This is a genomic window from Streptomyces sp. NBC_01116 (assembly GCF_041435495.1).
GTDB lineage: Bacteria > Actinomycetota > Actinomycetes > Streptomycetales > Streptomycetaceae > Streptomyces.
The window spans coordinates 7,013,404-7,032,984 of sequence record NZ_CP108644.1; the positions used below are offsets into that span (position 1 = coordinate 7,013,404).

Sequence of the window (19,581 nt, forward strand, 5' to 3'; positions counted from 1 at the left end):
CCAGTCGGAGTCGGACTGCTCTATTAGTTCGTCGACCTGCTCCGCGTACTCGATGACGTCCCGTGTGTTGCCGAGGGCGACATGGGCGGTAGCGGCGTTCGCCAGTGTGCGGGCGATGCTGTACGGGGCGAAAGAGATGCACGGTGTCAGCCCGCCCGGGAGCCGGTGGTAGCTCGTCTCGACGCGCTCCCGGGCAGGGTCGTCGCGGACGCTGTCGGCGGGCGCCTCGGTCAGCAGGTCGCCGACCCGGACGTGGGGGTCAGCCGGATGATCGAAGGAGCGCCGGTGCGCGTGGAGGTCCGGGCTGGAACTGGCCGTAGCGGTGTAGTGCGCTTGATGCGCGTGCGCGGCGAGGACTGAACTCTGAATCTCAGGAACGCCAGTGGCACCGTCGGTGCGGACATTGCGAGGCCCCTTTGGCGAGCACTCTCCGTGAAGGCTGACGGATATTCAGATATCTCTGATGCATCGTCACCAATTTAAGATCATCTTGCACGTGCGTTGCACAAGGTGATGAAAAACAGCGATGATCAATGAAGGGTCCCGCAAGTGCGTAACAGCAGGTGAGCAGGCATTTAGGAGTGTCGCGCCCCTCATCTCCTAGGGGCACGACACTCCGCCAATCAGATGTCCCGGAAGATCTCGATCTGCGCGCCCACCGAGTTGAGCCGCTCGGCCAGCTCCTCGTAACCCCGGTTGATCACATAGACGTTGCGGAGCACGGAGGTGCCTTCCGCGGCCATCATCGCCAGCAGCACCACCACCGCGGGCCGCAGGGCGGGCGGGCACATCATCTCGGCTGCGCGCCAGCGGGTCGGGCCCTCGACCAGGACCCGGTGGGGGTCGAGGAGTTGGAGGCGGCCGCCGAGGCGGTTGAGGTCGGTGAGGTAGATCGCGCGGTTGTCGTAGACCCAGTCGTGGATCAGGGTCTGGCCGTGCGCGGCGGCGGCGATCGCCGCGAAGAACGGGACGTTGTCGATGTTGAGGCCGGGGAACGGCATCGGGTGGATCTTGTCGATCGGCGCCTCCAGCTTGGAGGGCCGCACGGTCAGGTCCACCAGACGGGTGCGCGCGTTGTCGGCGGCGTACTCCGGGGTGCGGTCGCAGTCGACGCCCATCTCCTCCAGGACCGCGAGCTCGATCTCCAGGAACTCGATCGGCACCCGGCGGATGGTGAGTTCGGACTCGGTCACCACCGCGGCGGCCAGCAGGCTCATCGCCTCGACCGGGTCCTCGGAGGGGGAGTAGTCCACATCGACGTCGATCTGCGGGACCCCGTGCACGGTGAGCGTCGTCGTGCCGACGCCGTCGACCCGTACGCCCAGCGCCTCCAGGAAGAAGCACAGGTCCTGGACCATGTAGTTGGACGAGGCGTTGCGGATGACCGTCGTACCGTCGTGGCGGGCGGCGGCCAGCAGGGCGTTCTCGGTCACGGTGTCGCCGCGCTCGGTCAGCACGATGGGCCGGTCCGGGGAGACGGAGCGGTCGACCTGGGCGTGGTAGAGGCCCTCCGTGGCGGCGATCTCCAGGCCGAACCGGCGCAGCGCGATCATGTGCGGCTCGATCGTGCGGGTGCCGAGGTCGCAGCCGCCCGCGTACGGCAGGGTGAACTGCTCCGTCCGGTGCAGCAGCGGACCCAGGAACATGATGATCGAGCGGGTCCGGCGTGCGGCGTCGGCGTCGATCGCCTCCAGGTCCAGCTGCGCGGGCGGCACGATCTCCAGGTCCACGCCGTCGTTGACCCAGCGGGTGCGCACCCCGATGGAGTTCAGCACCTCCAGGAGTCGGAACACCTCCTCGATCCTGGCCACCCGGCGCAGGACCGTGCGCCCCTTGTTCAGGAGCGAGGCGCACAGCAGCGCGACACAGGCGTTCTTGCTGGTCTTGACGTCGATGGCGCCGGAGAGCCGGCGGCCGCCGACGACCCGCAGATGCATGGGGCCGGCGTAACCGAGAGACACGATCTCGCTGTCGAGGGCTTCGCCGATGCGGGCGATCATCTCAAGGCTGATGTTCTGGTTGCCGCGCTCGATGCGGTTGACGGCGCTCTGACTGGTGGCGAGCGCCTCGGCCAGCTGCGTCTGTGTCCAGCCACGATGCTGACGGGCGTCACGGATGAGCTTGCCGATGCGTACGAGATAGTCGTCTGACATGACGGCAGGTTATCTCAGATATGAGATGAGGCCGCTGTGGGGGTGTGCCGTTCGAGTGACGGGTGTGTACCGGCTCCGCGCACACCGCCTCTCCCCATCGTGGCCCGCGCCGGACCGAAGGGCGCGGTCCGCGCGTCCGTACGGGGGTGAGCCGCCACGCCGACAGCGCCCCCTCGCACGCTTCGGTGTGAGGGGGCGCTGTCGGGTTCGTACCGGCGTTACGCCGACGGAGGGCCGTCCGGGCCGTCGGGCGTCGGGGCGTCGAGGACGGCGGCCACGGCTTCGATCTCGACGAGCTGGTCCGCGTAGCCGAGCACGGTGACGCCCATCAGGGTGCTGGGCACGTCGTGGTCGCCGAAGGAGTCCCGGACCACCTCCCAGGCGGCCACGAGATCCTCCTGCCGGGCCGACGCCACGAGGACCCGTGTGCTGATGACGTCCTCGATCGAGGCGCCCGCGTCGGCGAGCGCCGTCCGCAGGTTCTCCACGGACTTCGCCGCCTGGCCCGCGTAGTCCCCGACGGCCACCGTGTCGCCGTGCTCGTCGAGCGGACACGAACCGGCGAGGAAGATCAGCCGGGACTCGGCGGGCGCGGTGGCCGCATAGGCGTACTCGGCCACGTCGGAGAGGGAGCGGGAACGGATCAGTGAAACGGCGCTGGTGCGGGTCACCATGGGGGTGTCTCCTGGTGCTGGGATGCGGGCTGAGATGCGTGGTGGGCGTGCCGGTCCCGTCGTCGCGCCGGGCCGGTCGTACTGGGTGTGCTGGGTGTGCCGGACGGCCACGTGGGCCGGGCCGGTTGGGCGTAGTCGGGCCAGGTGTGCCGCGCTTTGTCGCGGTCGGCCCTGGAGTTCGTCATCCTTTCAGCGCACTTCACCCGCCGCTTCCCCTTTTTTCCGGCCGCGGTACGACTCGCTCGACTCCTGTTCCCGTACGCATCCTGCGACGCGAAATTCGGAGGCCGGTGAACGGGTGCGCCGCTAGGGTGGCCCGATGGCTCCCATCAGGCAGGTACAGGTCACCTTCGACTGCGCGTCACCCTCGCGCGTCGCGTACTTCTGGTGCGAGGTGTTGGGGTATGTCGTACCGCCGCCGCCGGAGGGGTTCGCCACGTGGGACGCGTACGACCTCTCGTTGCCGCCCGAGAAGCGGGACGCGGGATTCGCCTGCCAGGACCCCTCGGGTGTGGGTCCTCGGCTGTACTTCCAGCGCGTTCCCGAAGGCAAGGTCGTCAAGAACCGGGTGCATCTCGATGTGCGCGTCGGAACCGGGCTCGTGGGCGAGGAGCGCCTCGCCGCGCTGGAGGCCGAATGCGCGCGGCTGATCCCGCTCGGCGCGGTGCGCGGGGAACTGCTGCTCGCCGACGAGGAGAACGAGTCCTGCCTCGTGATGCAGGACGTCGAGGGCAACGAGTTCTGTCTCGACTGACGCCCCGGACCCGCCCCCGCGGGGGCGGGTCCCCAAGTCCGTCCGGCGGGTCCACCGCACTACCGTGGTCCCGCATGACCGACTTCGAGATCGAGATCACGGCGGACCTGGTCCGCGGCCTGCTCCAGGAGCAGCATCCGGACCTCGCGGGGCTGGCCGTCCGGGAGGTCGCGGGCGGATGGGACAACCAGCAGTGGCGCCTCGGGGACGAGCTGGCCGTCCGTATGCCGCGGACGGAACGCGCCCCGGAGCTCCAGCTCAAGGAGCGCCGGTGGCTGCCGGTCCTCGCTCCTCGCCTGCCGCTCCCCGTCCCGAACCCCGTGCGGGCCGGCGAACCGTCCGCGCGCTTCCCGAAGCCCTGGACGATCATGACGTGGGTCCCGGGTGAGCCCCTGGACCGCACCTCGATCAGCCGCGGCGACCATGCGGCCGGGGCTCTGGCTGACTTCCTCCGGGCACTCCACGTGGAGGCGCCCGCCGATGCGCCGGCCGGTTCGGACCGAGGCGGTCGTCCCGGCCTGCACACGGAGGGCTTCGACCACCTCTTCCACGCCGTCGTCCCCGACGGCCTCGCCGACGGCGTCCGGGCCGTCTGGGACGACGCCGTCGCTGCTCCGGGGTGGGAGGGGCCGCCGGTGTGGGTGCACGGTGACCTCCACCCCGCGAATGTCGTCGTGTCGGACGGGACGCTCTCGGGCGTGATCGACTTCGGTGACCTGTTCGCCGGCGATCCGGCGTGGGACCTCGCGGCCGCCTGGGTCATCCTCCCGGAGGGCGCCGCCCCACGGTTCTTCGAGGCGTACGGGCGTGCGGACGAGGCGATGGTCCGACGTGCTCGCGGGCTGGCCGCCATGAAGAGCCTGGTCCTCATGCTCATGGGCCGAAACGGCGACCGGGGGCTTCCCGGCGGCAAGCCGACCTGGGGGCCCGCGGGCCGGGCGGCACTCGACCGCGTTCTGCTTACGGGCGTGGCCTGAGCGCCCCGCGCCGCGTACGGCCTTCGGGGAAGGGGGCCCGTGATCGGGGCGTACCGGTGCGCCCGGCGCTGTGGGGTGGGGCACCTGGGCATGACCGGGCGGCGGCTATGTACTAGAGTTATCTCGACATCGAGATATCTGCCGGGGCGCACCGCAGCCGCCGCCCGGTAAGGGTTACCTAACTAATCCTTACCTTAGCGGATGGTCGGAGCAGTAGACGGCAAAACGCGGCGCCGACTGCCAATGAGGCGCGGCGCGGAGATACGCGCACATTGAAGAAGGAGACTGTCGTGTCGGCGAACAGCTTCGACGCCCGCAGCACGCTGCGCGTGGGCGACGAGTCGTACGAGATCTTCAAGCTGGACAAGGTAGAGGGCTCCGCGCGCCTCCCGTACAGCCTGAAGGTCCTGCTGGAGAACCTGCTCCGTACCGAGGACGGCGCGAACATCACCGCCGACCACATCCGGGCCATCGGCGGCTGGGACTCCCAGGCGCAGCCCAGCCAGGAGATCCAGTTCACGCCGGCCCGCGTGATCATGCAGGACTTCACCGGCGTGCCGTGTGTCGTGGACCTCGCCACCATGCGTGAGGCCGTCAAGGAGCTCGGCGGGGACCCGGCGAAGATCAACCCGCTGGCCCCGGCCGAGCTGGTCATCGACCACTCCGTCATCGCCGACAAGTTCGGCACCAAGGAAGCCTTCGGCCAGAACGTCGAGCTGGAGTACGGCCGCAACAAGGAGCGCTACCAGTTCCTGCGCTGGGGCCAGACCGCCTTCGACGAGTTCAAGGTCGTCCCCCCGGGCACCGGCATCGTCCACCAGGTGAACATCGAGCACCTGGCGCGTACGGTCATGGTCCGGGGCGGCCAGGCGTACCCCGACACCCTCGTCGGCACCGACTCGCACACCACCATGGTCAACGGCCTCGGTGTGCTGGGCTGGGGCGTCGGCGGCATCGAGGCCGAGGCCGCGATGCTCGGCCAGCCGGTCTCCATGCTCATCCCGCGCGTCGTCGGCTTCAAGCTGACCGGCGAGCTCCCGGCCGGCACCACGGCCACCGACCTCGTGCTGACCATCACCGAGATGCTCCGCAAGCACGGCGTCGTCGGCAAGTTCGTCGAGTTCTACGGTGAGGGCGTCGCCGCCACCTCGCTCGCCAACCGCGCCACCATCGGCAACATGTCGCCGGAGTTCGGCTCCACCGCCGCGATCTTCCCGATCGACGACGAGACGCTGAACTACCTGCGTCTGACCGGCCGCGACGCCCAGCAGGTCGCCCTCGTCGAGGCGTACGCCAAGGAGCAGGGCCTCTGGCTGGACCCGGCCGCCGAGCCGGACTTCTCCGAGAAGCTGGAGCTCGACCTCTCCACGGTCGTCCCCTCCATCGCCGGCCCGAAGCGCCCGCAGGACCGCATCGTCCTGGCCAACGCCAAGGCGCAGTTCGCCCAGGACGTCCGCAACTACGTCGCCGACGACGAGGAGGCGGGCAAGGAGTCCTTCCCGGCCTCCGACTCCCCGGCCTCCTCCAACGGCGTCCCGTCGAAGCCGACCACGGTCACGGCCCCCGACGGCTCGACGTACGAGATCGACCACGGCGCCGTCACCGTCGCCGCGATCACCTCCTGCACCAACACCTCGAACCCCTACGTCATGGTCGCCGCCGCGCTCGTGGCGAAGAAGGCGGTCGAGAAGGGCCTGACCCGCAAGCCGTGGGTCAAGACCACCCTCGCCCCGGGCTCGAAGGTCGTCACCGACTACTTCGACAAGGCGGGCCTGACCCCGTACCTCGACAAGGTCGGTTTCAACCTCGTCGGCTACGGCTGCACCACCTGCATCGGCAACTCCGGCCCGCTGCCGGAGGAGGTCTCCAAGGCGGTCAACGAGAACGACCTCGCGGTCACCTCGGTGCTCTCCGGCAACCGCAACTTCGAGGGCCGGATCAACCCCGACGTCAAGATGAACTACCTGGCGTCCCCGCCGCTGGTCGTCGCGTACGCCATCGCCGGTTCGATGAAGGTCGACATCACCAAGGACGCCCTCGGCGTCGACCAGGACGGCAAGCCGGTCTACCTGACCGACATCTGGCCCTCCGAGGCCGAGGTCAACGACGTCGTGGCGAACGCCATCGGCGAGGACATGTTCAACAAGTCCTACCAGGACGTCTTCGCGGGCGACGCCCAGTGGCAGGCGCTGCCGATCCCGACCGGCAACACCTTCGAGTGGGACTCCGAGTCCACCTACGTGCGCAAGCCCCCGTACTTCGAGGGCATGACGATGGAGACGACCCCGGTCGAGGACATCACCGGCGCCCGGGTGCTCGCCAAGCTCGGCGACTCGGTCACCACCGACCACATCTCCCCGGCCGGCGCCATCAAGGCCGACACCCCGGCCGGCAAGTACCTCACCGAGCACGGCATCGAGCGCCGTGACTTCAACTCCTACGGCTCGCGCCGTGGCAACCACGAGGTCATGATCCGCGGCACGTTCGCCAACATCCGCCTGCGCAACCAGATCGCGCCGGGCACCGAGGGCGGCTACACCCGCGACTTCACCCAGGGTGACGGCCCGGTGTCGTTCATCTACGACGCCTCGCAGAACTACCAGGCCGCCGGCACCCCCCTCGCGATCCTCGCGGGCAAGGAGTACGGCTCCGGTTCGTCCCGCGACTGGGCCGCCAAGGGCACCGCGCTCCTCGGCGTCAAGGCCGTCATCGCAGAGTCCTACGAGCGCATCCACCGCTCGAACCTCATCGGCATGGGCGTCCTCCCGCTCCAGTTCCCCGAGGGCCAGACCGCCGAGACCCTCGGCCTCACCGGCGAGGAGACCTTCTCCTTCACCGGCGTCACCGAGCTGAACAACGGCACCACCCCGCGCACGGTCAAGGTCACCACCGACACCGGTGTGGAGTTCGACGGTGTCGTGCGCATCGACACCCCCGGCGAGGCGGACTACTACCGCAACGGCGGCATCCTCCAGTACGTGCTCCGCAGCCTGATCCGCAAGTAGGCGGGCCGGACCGAGCGGGAAGGGCCGCACCCCGGGGATGACCCGGAGTGCGGCCCCTCCCGCGTGCGGTCGCGCTGACGGATCGTCACAGCGCGTGCCGGTCGACCTCGGCGATCCGGCACTTCGTGCCCGCGGCCACCTCGCCGGACCCCTGGGCCCGCACCTTGACCGACGCGCCGGGGGCCACCTCCTCGGTGGTCGCGATGCCGTCGGACACCACGGAGCCGTCCCCGTCCACGAACGTGATGGACACGATGTACGCCGCCGGAGCGCCGGAGTTGTTCACGATCTTCAGGTCCGCGTGCGGCCAGCCGATCAGGGAGTCGCGCGTGCACGTCGTGACCGTGACGTCCCCCTCGGCGGGCGGCCCGGGCGCGACGGGCTCCACCGTCTCCTCGTGCAAGGGCTCCTCGGCGTACGGCTCCTCCCCGTACGGTTGGGAGTAGGGCGCGTCCGACCGCTCGGGCGGCAGCGCGATGGAGTCCGGGACCGACTCCATCAACGCGTGGACGAGCGCCACCGTCGCCCCCGCCACGACCAGCCCGCCGCCCACGGCGAGCGTCACGATCAGCCCCGTGCGCCGCTTGCCCGGCGGCGGCGCGGGGCAAGCCCACGGCGAAGGCGCCGCCGCACCGACCGGAGGCCGGTGTTCCGGCTGCGGCTGTTCGGGCGGCGGAGGCGGGAAGTAGTCGGACATGCGGTCCCCCCACGGGAAAAGGATCAGGTGAGGGACTTACGGTACGTGGCCGCACCCGCACGACCGGCGCCACCTGTACAGAAAGCGAACGGACCCCATGGGCGAGCTGATCCTCATCCGGCACGGCGAGACCGAGTGGTCCCGTTCCGGACAGCACACGAGCTACACCGACCTCCCGCTCACCGACGTCGGGGAGCGCCAGGCCCGCGCGCTCGTCCCGCTGCTGGCCGACCGGAACATCGGGCTCACCCTCGTCAGCCCGATGATCCGGGCCCGCCGCACCGCCGAGCTGGCCGGACTCCCCGACCCCCGGGTCACCCCCGAACTGCGGGAGTGGGACTACGGCGGCTACGAGGGCATCACCACCCCGGCGATCCGCCGCACCCGGCCCTTCTGGAACCTGTGGACCGACGGCGTCGACCCCGGCTCCGACGAGCACCCGGGCGAGAGCCCCGGCCAGATCGGGCAGCGGGCCGACCAGGTCCTCGCGGGCGTCCGGTCCGCCGCCGACGGAATCGGGAGCGCGGACACCGTGCTCGTCGCGCACTCGCACTTCCTGCGCGTCCTCACCGCCCGCTACCTCGGCTTGACCCCGGCCGAGGGGCGGCTCTTCCAGCTGGCCACCGGCGCCCTCTCCCGGCTCGGCACGGAACACGGCCGCCCGGTCGTCGCCGCCCTGAACGTCGCCCTGCCCGAGAACCTCCAGCGGACGTGAACGCCGACGGCCGGCACCCCGCCCTCGGGGTACCGGCCGCCGACGCCCGTCGCGTACGGGTCAGGAGAGCAGCTCCACCTCCGCGAGCGTCGCCGAACCCGTCAGCACCAGCCGGTACTTCGCGTACGAGCCGGGCTTCGCCACCGAGAACACCCGGGTCTGCCTGTCCCAGGCGAACGACTGGCCGGAGCGGCGGTCGAGGTCGGTCCACCTCTCGCCGTCCGTCGACCCCTGGAGCGTCCAGCCCTCCGGCGCCTTGTCGGCCGCCGCCGACGTCAGCGTGTACTGGACGCCCTTCGTGGCCGAGGACACCGGCAGCTCCACCCGCTCCACCGTCGCCGAGGTGGCGGAGGTGTCGTCGAAGAGCGCGCCTTCGCCCTTCAGCGCGTCGCCCTTGGGCGTCGGGACCTTGTCGTCCTTCTGGACGGAGACCGGGGCCGCGTCCTTGCCCGTGCCCCAGGCCGACGGCTTCGGGCCCATGGCGAACTCCAGCGTGCCGCCCTTGGCCAGGACGTCGTGCGGGAGCGCCGTGGAGGCCCACTTCTTGCCGTTGACCTTCACGCCCTGCACGTAGATGTTCTTCTCGCTGTTCTTCGGGGCCTTCACGACCAGCTTGCGGCCGTTGTCCATGCGGACGGTTACCTTCTTGAAGAGCGGCGAGCCGATGGCGTACTCCCCGCTGCCCATCACCAGCGGGTAGAAGCCGAGCGAGGAGAAGAGGAACCAGGCCGACTGCTCGCCGTTGTCCTCGTCGCCGTGGATGCCCTGCCCGATCTCGCTGCCGACGTACAGCCGGCCCAGCACCTCGCGGACCTTCTCCTGCGTCTTGTACGGCTGCGAGGCCGCGTTGTACATGTACGTGGCGTGGTGGGCGACCTGGTTGCTGTGCCCGTACTGGCCCATCCGCACGTCACGCGCCTCGGTCATCTCGTGGATGACGCCGCCGTAGCTGCCGACGAACTCCGGGCCCGCCGTCTCCGGCGTCGAGAAGTACGTGTCCAGCTTCTCGCCCAGACCCGCGCGGCCGCCGTACAGGTTGGCCAGGCCCCGGCTGTCCTGCGGGGCGGTGAAGGCGTAGCCCCAGCCGTTGGTCTCGGTGTAGTCGTAGCCCCAGACGCGGGGGTCGTACTCCCCGGAGGGCAGGCGCCAGTCGCCGTTGGGCTTCTTGCCCTGGAAGAACCCGGCCTTGTCGTCGAAGAGCTTGACGTACTTCTGCGCCCGGTTCATGAAGTACGCGGACTCTTCCTTGTACCGCGCCTTCTTCGTCTTCTCGTACAGCTCCTGGCCCATCCGGGCGATGCCGTAGTCGTTGACGTAGCCCTCCAGGGACCAGGACAGGCCCTCGTGGGTCTCGGTGTCCGCGTAGCCGGTGAAGACCGAGGTCTGAAGGCCCTTGCGGCCGACGCCCGAGGACGGCGGGGCCACGGTGGCGTTCTTGAGGGCCGCGTCGTACGCCGCCTCGGCGTCGAACTTCACGCCCTTGACGTACGCGTCGGCGAACGCCACGTCCGAGCTGGTGCCGGTCATCAGGTCGGCGTAGCCGGGGGAGGACCAGCGCGAGGTCCAGCCGCCGTCCTTGTAGTGCTGGACGAAACCGTCCACCAGCTCGCCGGCCTTCTTCGGGGAGAAGAAGGAGTAGGCGGGCCACGTCGTGCGGTAGGTGTCCCAGAACCCGTTGTTGACGTACACCTCGCCGTCGACGATCTTCGCGCCGGTCCGCGTCGGGGTGTTCTCACCGACCGCCTTGGAGAAGGGGCTGGCGTACTTGGTCTTCCCCTCCACCTTCTCGTGGCCGGAGTTCGGGTAGAGGTAGAGGCGGTACAGGCTGGAGTAGAGGGTGGTCAGCTGGTCCGCGTTCGCGCCCTCGACCTCGACGGTCCGCAGGATGTCGTCCCAGGCGCCCTGCGCCTTGCGCTGCACCCGGTCGAAGGAGGTGGACTCCGGGATCTCCATGGCCAGGTTCTGCTTCGCCTGGTCGACGCCGATCAGCGAGGTGGCCAGCCGCAGGTCGACCGTGCGGTCCTTGCCCGCGTCGAAGCGGAAGAACCCGGTGACGTCGTCGCCCCCGCCGCCCTTCAGCTTGCCGCTGTCGGTGACCGGCGCGTCGAAGACGCCGTACACGAACATCCGGGTCGCGCCCGTGGACAGGCCGCTCCTGACGTCCGTGTAGCCGGAGAAGGATCCGGTCTTCGGGTCCAGCGTGATACCGCCGTCGTTCGTGACGTTGTCGAAGATCAGGGCGGCGTCCTTGCCGGGATACGTGAACCGCATCCGGGCCGCGTGGTCGGTCGGCGTCATCTCGGCCTTGAGGCCGTTCTCGAACGTGACGCCGTAGTAGTGCGGCTTCGCCGTCTCGTTCTCGTGCCGGAAGGGCAGCGCGCGGGCCGTCCGGGACGCGTCCGGGGTGCCGCTCGCGGCCGACGGCATCAGCTGGAAGGTCTGCCGGTCGCCCATCCAGGGGCTCGGCTCATGGCTGGCGGCGAAGGCCTGGAGCGTCGGGAGGTTGTCCGCGTTGTTGCCCCGGTGGTAGTCGTACAGCCAGCTGGTGGTGCCCGCGTTGGTGACCGGCGTCCAGAAGTTGAAGCCGTGCGGGACGGCGGTGGCCGGAATGTTGTTGCCGCGCGAGAAGCCGCCGCTGGAGTTGGTGCCCCGGGTCGTCAGCGCGTAGTCCGACAGGTGCGCCTTGCGCTTCTCGGGCTTCCTCGGGGCGATCGTGATGTCGTCGATCCAGCCCTGGAACTTCGCCTTCCCCTTGGGTGAGTCGTACGCCACCAGGATCCGGTCGACGGTCTTGCCCGCGGCGACCGTGCCGAGGCGGGCGGCGACCTTGTTCCACTGGTTGACGTAGAGGCGCTTGGCGTCCGCCTGGCCCCGCGGCGTGAGCAGCCCGCCGTGGCTGTCGGTGGCCTTCAGCTCGCTCAGGTACGTGCCGTCGGTGAAGGCCAGGTCCACCGCGACGTGCGTGGCCGGATAGTTCAGGTCGGTCTCGCCCATCTGCGGGTAGACCAGGTAGGACAGCTCGGTGTCCTTGGTGACGGCCGTGTTCACGTCGAAGATCTTGTTGTACGAGTAGGCGCGTCCGTCGGGCGTGTGGGTGCCCGCGTAACGCAGTGCCTTCTTTCCGGTGAATCCCGCGCCGGACTTGGCGGTGGGAGACCCGGAGGGGCCGCGGTCGGCCTGGCTGCGCATCTCGTCGGGCACCGGCGCGGAGGTGTCACCGTTCGAGAACTGAACGTCGGCGAGCTGGAGGGCGTCCGGCGCGCCGTTGTTCTTCGTGATCTCCAGGCGGAAGTGCCGGTAGGCGGTGTCGCCCGCGAAGTCGTAACGCTTCGTCTCGTGCCGCTTGGTGAAGGTCTCGCCGGTGCGGGTGTCGAGGTCGGTCCACTCCTTGCCGTCCGCCGAGCCCTTGAGCGTCCAGTTCTTCGGGTCGCGCTCGGCGTGGTCGTTGGCCGAAGTGAGGGCGTACGTCACGACCTTGACGGGTTCGTCCAGATCGAACTCGACCCAGCCGGTGGGCTTGAACGTCAGCCACTTGGAGCCCGGCTCGACGTCGACGAGGTTCTCCTTGACCTCGCCGCCCGCGGTGTTCTCGGCACTCGCGCGCAGCTCCGTCACCCGGTCGGTGACATTGCCCGGTATGCCGGAGGAGAAGCCCCCGTCGACGCCCGAGGCACGCTTCTCGCCGTCGGGGCCCTCCTCGACGGTGCTGCGCCAGTCGGGCTGCCTCTCGTCCGCCTCGAACGAGGTGGAGAAGGCGCGGTCGCCGGACGGCTTCCGGTCCGGCGACGAGGGCTGGGCGGTGGCGACCGCTGGGGCGATCACCACCAGGGCGAGGGAGGCGGCCAGGGCGGCCGCCGTGGGGGTCCGTCTCCGGCGGTGAGCCGGGCGGGGGGCCGCGTGAGGGGTCTGGTCGGATCCGTGATCGATACCGCGTGGTGGCTGCATGCCGAGCCGTTCCTCCCCGGGAAAATGCATGGACAACGTTGTCATATTGGGATGCAAGGTCCAGTAGGGATCCAAGTGGCGGGACGTGTCAAGGGTGTTGCCGCGAGGTCCCTCGGCGAATCGGCCGGTATGGGGAAATAGTCGCCGCGGGAGGAGGGCGCGGGGTGCCGAGGTGTCCGTGAGGTCTCAACTCGGGAAAGACTGCCGCCCAAACCTGCTTTCGATCTTGCTCAGTTGGCGACAAGTGGACTATACCTGTCGGCACCGCACGGCCGCTTCACGCGGACGTGCGCGCGGGGGAAACAGGGACGGTTGCGAGGACGCCGGAGGTGTCCTCGCTGTACGGTCTCCCGGCACCCCACTGCACCGGCATGTCCGGTACATCTGCATATCCGCACAACCCAAGCGCAACTGACCGCGGTGGCGGGGCCCTTCGCCTGAGGCGAATTTTCGACGGGTGACCGGTACACCGCCTGAGTCCTGGAGAAGGCGAGGACTTGAGCATGGGATCCACCTCCGCCCACAACAATGAGGGCCTTGGCCGTCGCGATCTGATCAAGCGTTCTGCCGCACTCGGCCTGATCGCTGTTCCGACGATGAGCTTCCTGTCCGCCTGCGCGAGCGGCGACAGCAGCAGCGACGACAAGGTCGAAAAGGGCGAAAAGACCGAGAAGAACCCGCTGGCCGTCAACGGCAGCGCACCGCTGGAGATCGTCATCTTCGACGGTGGCTTCGGCACGAAGTACGCCGAGGACGCCAAGGCCGTCTACGAGAAGACCTATCCCGATGCGAAGGTCAAGTTCTCCGCGACGCAGAAGATCCAGTCGGTTCTTCAGCCGCGGTTCAACGGTGGTACCCCGCCGGACCTGATCGACAACTCCGGTGCCCAGCAGATGGACATGGGCGTCCTGGTCGGCAAGAAGCAGCTCACCGACCTGACCCCGCTGCTCGACGCCCCCTCCATCGACGACCCCGCCAAGAAGGTCCGCGACACCCTGCGGCCGGGCATCATCGAGATGGGCCAGTTCGACGGCGACCCGGTCTGGATCATGTACTACGCGTACACGGTCTACGGCGTCTGGTACTCGCAGACCGCGCTGGAGAAGCTCGACTCCGCGTACCCGGAGACCTGGGACGACATGCTCGCGCTCTGCGCGAAGGCGAAGAAGGAGGGCATCGCCGGCTGGACCTACCCCGGCAAGCACCCTTACTACATCCCCTTCTCGCTGTACCCCTTCATCGGCAAGATCGGCGGCGTCGAGGTCCTCGACGCCATCGACAACCTGGAGCCGAAGGCCTGGGAGCACCCCGCGGTCAAGGCGGCCTTCGAGGCGTACTACGAGCTCGTCGCCAAGGGCTACATCCTCGATGGCACCCCGGGCCTGGACCACCGCGGTTCCCAGGGCGCGTGGGCCCGCGGCAAGGCGCTGTTCATCCCGAACGGCTCCTGGGTCGAGAACGAGGAAGCGGCGATCATCCCCAAGGACTTCAAGCTGTCCGTGGGCGCTCCCTCCAGCCTCGACTCCTCCGACAAGCTGCCCTTCGGCACCCTCTGGGCGTCCGGCGGCGAGCCGTTCATCGTCCCGAGCAAGGCGAAGAACGCCGCGGGCGGCATGGAGCAGCTGCGCATCATGCTCAGCGAGGCCTCCTCCAAGTCCTTCACCAGCAGCACCAAGTCGCTCTCCGCCTTCAACGGCGGCACGGACGGCATCGAGCTGTCCGACGGCCTGAAGTCCGGTGTCGCCGCGCTGGAGAAGGCCGGCACCAACGTGGTCAACCCGCGCCTGCAGGACTGGTACGTGAAGCTCCAGAAGGAGCAGATCGGCGTCGCCGCGCTCGGCGAGATGATGGCCGGCCGCGCCAAGCCGGCCGAGACCATCAAGAAGATCCAGGCCTTCGCCGACGCGACCGCCAAGGACCAGTCCATCAAGCACTTCAGGCACCAGTGACCACGCGTCACCAGCGGCGGGCAGCAGGGGAAGGTCGGAGTCGGTAACGATGCAACACGGTAAATACCGGTTCATAATCGGGTTCTTGGTGGTCCCGATGGCGTTGTACGTCATCTTCGTCATCTGGCCCTTCATCCAGTCCATCTACTACTCGTTCACGGACTGGACGGGGTTGAGTCCCGACTTCAAGATGGTCGGGTTCGACAACTACACCAAGATGCTCGATGACGACATCTTCTGGAAATCGCTGCAGCACAGCGTGCTGCTGGCCGTGCTGCTGCCGCTGGTGACGCTGGGGCTCGCGCTCTTCTTCGCCTTCATGCTCAACGTGGGCGGGCGGCGCCGCAAGGGCGCCGCGATCGCCGGCGTACGGGGCTCCGGCTTCTACAAGATCGCCTACTTCTTCCCGCAGGTGCTGTCGATCGCGATCGTGGCCATCCTGTTCCAGTTCGCCTTCGACCCGGCCCAGGGCATGATCAACGGCACGCTCAAGGCCGTCGGCTTCGACGACGTGCCGACCTGGCTGGGCGATCCGCAGCTGGCCCTGTGGGTCATCATGGCGGTCCTCGTCTGGTGCACGACCGGCTTCTTCGTGGTGCTGTTCTCCGCGGGCATGGCCTCCATCCCCAAGGACTTCTACGAAGCCGCCCTGCTGGACGGGGCGAGCCGCTTCACGACCTTCTTCCGGATCACGCTGCCCCTGCTGTGGGACACGGTCCAGTCCGGCTGGGTCTACATGGGCATCCTGGCGCTCGGCGCCGAGGGCTTCGCGATCGTCCACATCATGAGCGTCGGTCCCGGCGGGCCCGACTACTCGACCACCGTCCTGCCGCTGTACGTCTACCAGTCGGCGTTCCGTGACGGACAGGCGGGCTACGCGACCACGATCGGTGTCGCCCTGCTCCTCGTGACGCTGGCGTTCGCCGCCATCGTCATGCGGGTGGGCCGGCGCGAGCGGCTGGAGTTCTGATGAAGACCACTGACACCCCTCCCTCCGACCCCTCCGGCGCCGAAGCGACGAAGGTGCCCGCCCAGCGCACCGGGCCGGTGGGCAAGACGCCCTCGGCCCCCGCGAAGAAGAGCGAGGGCCAGGTCCTCAACGTCTTCTCGCACGGGATGCTGATCCTGTGGGCGATCATGGTCGTCCTGCCGCTGTTCTGGGCGGTGATGTCCTCGTTCAAGACGGACGCGGACATCTTCAACACCCCGTGGTCGCTGCCCGATTCGCTGAACTTCGACAGCTGGGGCCGGGCCTGGAGCCAGGCCCACATGAGCGAGTACTTCCTGAACACCATCCTGGTGGTGGGCGGGTCGCTCACGGGCACCCTGGTGCTCGGGTCCATGGCCGCCTATGTGCTCGCCCGCTTCGAGTTCCCGGGCAACCGCTTCATTTACTTCTTGTTCGTCGGTGGCATGAGCTTCCCGATCATGCTGGCGCTGGTCCCGCTGTTCTACGTCATGGACAACATGGGCCTGCTGAACACGATCCACGGCCTGATCCTCGTGTACATCGCGTACTCGCTGCCGTTCACCGTGTTCTTCCTGACCTCGTTCTTCCGTACGCTGCCGACCTCGGTGGCGGAGGCGTCGATCATCGACGGGGCCTCGCACACCCGCACGTTCTTCCAGGTCATGCTGCCGATGGCCAAGCCCGGCCTGATCAGCGTCGGCATCTTCAACTTCCTGGGGCAGTGGAACCAGTACATGCTGCCCACGGTGCTGAACACCGACCCGGAGAAGCGGGTGCTGGCCCAGGGCCTGGTGGAGCTGGCCTCCAGCCAGGGCTACAAGGGCGACTACTCCGGTCTCTTCGCCGGTTTGGTGATCGCGATGCTGCCCGTGCTGGCGGCGTACATCATCTTCCAGCGCCAGGTCGTCTCCGGCCTGACGGCGGGCGCCCTGAAGTAGCCCGCGTCCCACCTACGGCCCGGTGCCCCGGCGGAGTCCCTCCGCCGGGGCACCGGGCCGTCGTGGTGTGCGCGTGCTCAGGTCTTGACGGGAGGCACCCCCGAACGGTCAGCTTAGAGTTCACATGTTGGAGGAAGCCGGGGTCTCATCGCTGCGGCCCCGGCCGGGGCGGTCCTCAGGGACCGCCCGCCAAGGGCAGGAGTGGATGAGTCGATGGAGACTCCCGGGTCGCAGACATCGCTGCACAGGGCCAATCTGGAGCGGGTCGTCCGCGCCGTACGGATGGCGGGATCGCTCACCCAGGCGGAGATCGCCCGGAGCACCGGGCTCTCCGCGGCCACCGTCTCCAATATCGTCCGGGAGCTGAAGGACGGCGGAACGGTCGAGGTCACTCCCACCTCGGCGGGCGGCCGGCGGGCCCGCAGCGTCTCGCTCAGCGGCGACGCGGGCATCGTCATCGGCGTCGACTTCGGCCACACGCACCTGCGCGTCGCCGTCGGCAACCTCGCCCACCAGGTGCTCGCCGAGGAGTCCGAGCCGCTGGACGTGGACGCCTCGTCCGCCGAGGGCTTCGACCGGGCGGAAGTGCTGGTCAAGCGGCTGATCGAGGCCACCGGGATCGGCCCGGACAAGGTGATCGGCATCGGCCTCGGCGTGCCGGGCCCCATCGACGTCGAGTCCGGCACTCTGGGCTCCACCTCGATCCTGCCGGGCTGGACGGGCATCAACCCCAGCGAGGAGCTCTCCGGCCGCCTCGGCGTGCCCGTGTACGTCGACAACGACGCCAATCTCGGGGCGCTGGGCGAGCTGGTCTGGGGGAGCGGCAGGGGCGTCAAGGACCTCGCGTACATCAAGGTCGCCAGCGGCGTCGGCGCCGGTCTGGTGATCGACGGGACCATCTACCGGGGCCCCGGCGGCACGGCCGGCGAGATCGGGCACATCACGCTCGACGAGTCGGGCCCGGTGTGCCGCTGCGGCAACCGCGGCTGCCTGGAGACCTTCACCGCCGCCCGCTACGTCCTGCCGCTGCTCCAGCCCAGCCACGGCCCCGGGCTCACCATGGAGCGGGTGGTCCAGCTGGCGCGGGAGGGCGATCCGGGCTGCCGCCGCGTGATCGGCGACGTGGGCCGCCACATCGGCAGCGGCGTGGCCAACCTGTGCAATCTGCTCAACCCCAGCCGCGTCGTGCTCGGCGGCTCCCTCGCGGAGGCCGGGGAGCTGGTCCTCGGACCCATACGGGACTCCGTGTCGCGTTACGCCATCCCCAGCGCCGCCCGGCAGCTCTCGGTGCTGCCCGGCGCGCTCGGCGGGCGTGCCGAGGTCCTGGGCGCTCTCGCCCTGGTCCTCAGCGAGATGGGGGATTCAACCCTTTTGGAGAGCAACCTGTCTGCGGCGACTCCTGCCTTCACTTAGATAACGAATGGCACCGTTGTCATCTCGTTAAGGATTTACTCCTTGACGCTGACGCTGGGGCCGAGTTGACTTCCAGCCACCTCGGCCGCAACGTCGCGGCCTCGTCAGGGAGGTTCGAGAATGAACACGCGTATGCGTCGTGCCGCCGTTGCCGTTGCCGCCACCACGATGGCGGTCTCGCTGGCCGCTTGCGGGAGTGCCAAGGAGTCCGGTGACAAGGCCGAAGGAGGCTCGGAGAAGAAGGGCGACGACCTGAAGATAGGTCTGCTCCTTCCCGAGAACCAGACGGCCCGTTACGAGAAGTTCGACCGGCCGATCATCGAGAAGAAGATCAGCGAGTTGACCAACGGCAAGGCCGAGGTCACCTACAACAACGCCAAGCAGGACGCGACCACCCAGTCGCAGCAGATCGACACGATGATCACCAACAAGGTCGACGCGCTCATCATCGGCGCGGTGGACGCCAAGGCGATCGAGAACAGCGTCAAGAAGGCCAAGGACGCGGGCATCCCGGTCGTGGCCTTCGACCGCCTCGCCGAGGGCCCCATCGACGCCTACACCTCCTTCGACAACGAAGAGGTCGGCCGCGCGCAGGGCACCGCCCTGCTGGAGGCCCTGGGCGACAAGGCCGACGGCGGCACGATCGTGATGATGAACGGCGCGATCACCGACCCGAACGCCGCCCTCTTCAAGAAGGGCGCCAAGTCCGTCCTCGACGGCAAGGTGAAGTACGGCAAGGAGTACGACACCAAGGAGTGGAAGCCGGAGAACGCCAACGCCAACATGGAAGCGGCGATCACCGCGCTCGGCAAGGACAAGATCGACGGCGTCTACTCCGCCAACGACGGCATGGCGGGCGGCATCATCACCGCCCTCAAGGGTGCCGGCCTCTCGCCGCTCCCGCCGGTCACCGGCCAGGACGCCGAGCTGGCGGGCGTGCAGCGCATCGTCACCGGTGAGCAGTTCATGAGCGTCTACAAGTCCTACCCCGCCGAGGGCATCGTCGCCGCGGAGATGGCCGTCGCCCTCGCCAAGGGCGAGAAGCTCGACTCCATCGCCACCTCCAAGGTCGACAACGCCAGCCAGAAGGGCATCCCGACGGTCCTCGTCCCGGTCGTCTCGCTGACCAAGGACAACATCAAGGACACCGTCATCAAGGACGGCATCTGGACGCTGGACGAGATCTGCTCGGCCAAGTACAAGGCCGCCTGCGACAAGATCGGTCTGAAGTAGCCCCCCGGGACCCGGCCCGCCCCCGAGCCGCCGGGTCCCGCCCGCCGCCCCGCCCGCCGCGATCCCCGCGAGGGCGCCGGCGGCCCCACCGCCCGCGCACGTGCCCGTCGCACCCCGGCCCGCACGCGCGCCACGAAGCCTGTCCGGCGCCCCGCACA

13 protein-coding genes are annotated in these 19,581 nt (G+C 68.8%); 9 read left to right on the forward strand and 4 right to left on the reverse strand.

Annotated features, from left to right (window positions below):
- Positions 1 to 623: 623 nt before the first annotated feature.
- Together OG245_RS30755 and OG245_RS30760 are read right to left on the reverse strand one after the other, a co-directional pair.
- A complete protein-coding gene (locus tag OG245_RS30755; RefSeq protein WP_018956948.1) occupies positions 624 to 2,153 on the reverse strand; it encodes a UDP-N-acetylglucosamine 1-carboxyvinyltransferase in 1,530 nt (509 codons plus the stop codon).
- Between the two features lie 218 nt (positions 2,154 to 2,371).
- Entirely contained in the window at positions 2,372 to 2,827 is a 456-nt protein-coding gene (locus OG245_RS30760) for a RidA family protein (RefSeq protein WP_371626603.1), read from the reverse strand.
- 319 nt (positions 2,828 to 3,146) lie between these two features.
- Between OG245_RS30760 and OG245_RS30765 the strand changes: the two genes are divergently transcribed.
- The 3 genes from OG245_RS30765 (at position 3,147) to acnA (ending at position 7,563) form a co-directional block, all read left to right on the forward strand.
- Positions 3,147 to 3,581: a VOC family protein gene (locus OG245_RS30765; RefSeq protein WP_371626604.1), complete on the forward strand. Its 435-nt coding sequence runs from the start codon at positions 3,147 to 3,149 to the stop codon at positions 3,579 to 3,581.
- 74 nt (positions 3,582 to 3,655) lie between these two features.
- Entirely contained in the window at positions 3,656 to 4,558 is a 903-nt protein-coding gene (locus tag OG245_RS30770) for an aminoglycoside phosphotransferase family protein (protein ID WP_371626605.1), read from the forward strand.
- Between the two features lie 290 nt (positions 4,559 to 4,848).
- Positions 4,849 to 7,563 carry an aconitate hydratase AcnA gene (gene acnA, locus OG245_RS30775; RefSeq protein ID WP_371626606.1) on the forward strand — a complete coding sequence of 905 codons (2,715 nt, stop codon included), beginning with the start codon at positions 4,849 to 4,851 and terminating at the stop codon, positions 7,561 to 7,563.
- 85 nt (positions 7,564 to 7,648) lie between these two features.
- Here the strand turns inward: acnA and OG245_RS30780 are convergent, their stop codons facing one another.
- Positions 7,649 to 8,260, reverse strand: coding sequence for an FxLYD domain-containing protein (locus OG245_RS30780; RefSeq protein ID WP_371626607.1), 612 nt, complete (start codon positions 8,258 to 8,260; stop codon positions 7,649 to 7,651).
- Positions 8,261 to 8,357: 97 nt separating this feature from the next.
- Between OG245_RS30780 and OG245_RS30785 the strand changes: the two genes are divergently transcribed.
- Complete coding sequence (locus OG245_RS30785) at positions 8,358 to 8,975, forward strand: histidine phosphatase family protein (RefSeq protein WP_371626608.1); 618 nt, start codon at positions 8,358 to 8,360, stop codon at positions 8,973 to 8,975.
- 60 nt (positions 8,976 to 9,035) lie between these two features.
- Here the strand turns inward: OG245_RS30785 and OG245_RS30790 are convergent, their stop codons facing one another.
- Positions 9,036 to 12,920 carry a GH92 family glycosyl hydrolase gene (locus tag OG245_RS30790; protein WP_371628032.1) on the reverse strand — a complete coding sequence of 1,295 codons (3,885 nt, stop codon included), beginning with the start codon at positions 12,918 to 12,920 and terminating at the stop codon, positions 9,036 to 9,038.
- Positions 12,921 to 13,423: 503 nt separating this feature from the next.
- Here OG245_RS30790 and ngcE point away from each other — a divergent pair.
- The 5 genes from ngcE (at position 13,424) to OG245_RS30815 (ending at position 19,423) form a co-directional block, all read left to right on the forward strand.
- On the forward strand, positions 13,424 to 14,869 hold the full coding sequence (ngcE, locus tag OG245_RS30795) for an N-acetylglucosamine/diacetylchitobiose ABC transporter substrate-binding protein (RefSeq protein ID WP_371626609.1): 1,446 nt from the start codon (positions 13,424 to 13,426) through the stop codon (positions 14,867 to 14,869).
- 49 nt (positions 14,870 to 14,918) lie between these two features.
- A complete protein-coding gene (locus OG245_RS30800; protein WP_371626610.1) occupies positions 14,919 to 15,839 on the forward strand; it encodes a carbohydrate ABC transporter permease in 921 nt (306 codons plus the stop codon).
- Positions 15,839 to 16,777, forward strand: coding sequence for a carbohydrate ABC transporter permease (locus OG245_RS30805; RefSeq protein WP_371626611.1), 939 nt, complete (start codon positions 15,839 to 15,841; stop codon positions 16,775 to 16,777). The genes OG245_RS30800 and OG245_RS30805 overlap by 1 nt, the downstream gene beginning before the upstream one ends.
- Positions 16,778 to 16,990: 213 nt before the next feature.
- A complete protein-coding gene (locus OG245_RS30810; protein ID WP_371626612.1) occupies positions 16,991 to 18,190 on the forward strand; it encodes an ROK family protein in 1,200 nt (399 codons plus the stop codon).
- A gap of 120 nt (positions 18,191 to 18,310) precedes the next feature.
- The gene (locus OG245_RS30815) at positions 18,311 to 19,423 is read left to right on the forward strand and encodes a sugar ABC transporter substrate-binding protein (RefSeq protein ID WP_371626613.1); all 1,113 of its coding nucleotides are present in this window, start codon (positions 18,311 to 18,313) and stop codon (positions 19,421 to 19,423) included.
- Positions 19,424 to 19,581 lie beyond the last annotated feature (158 nt).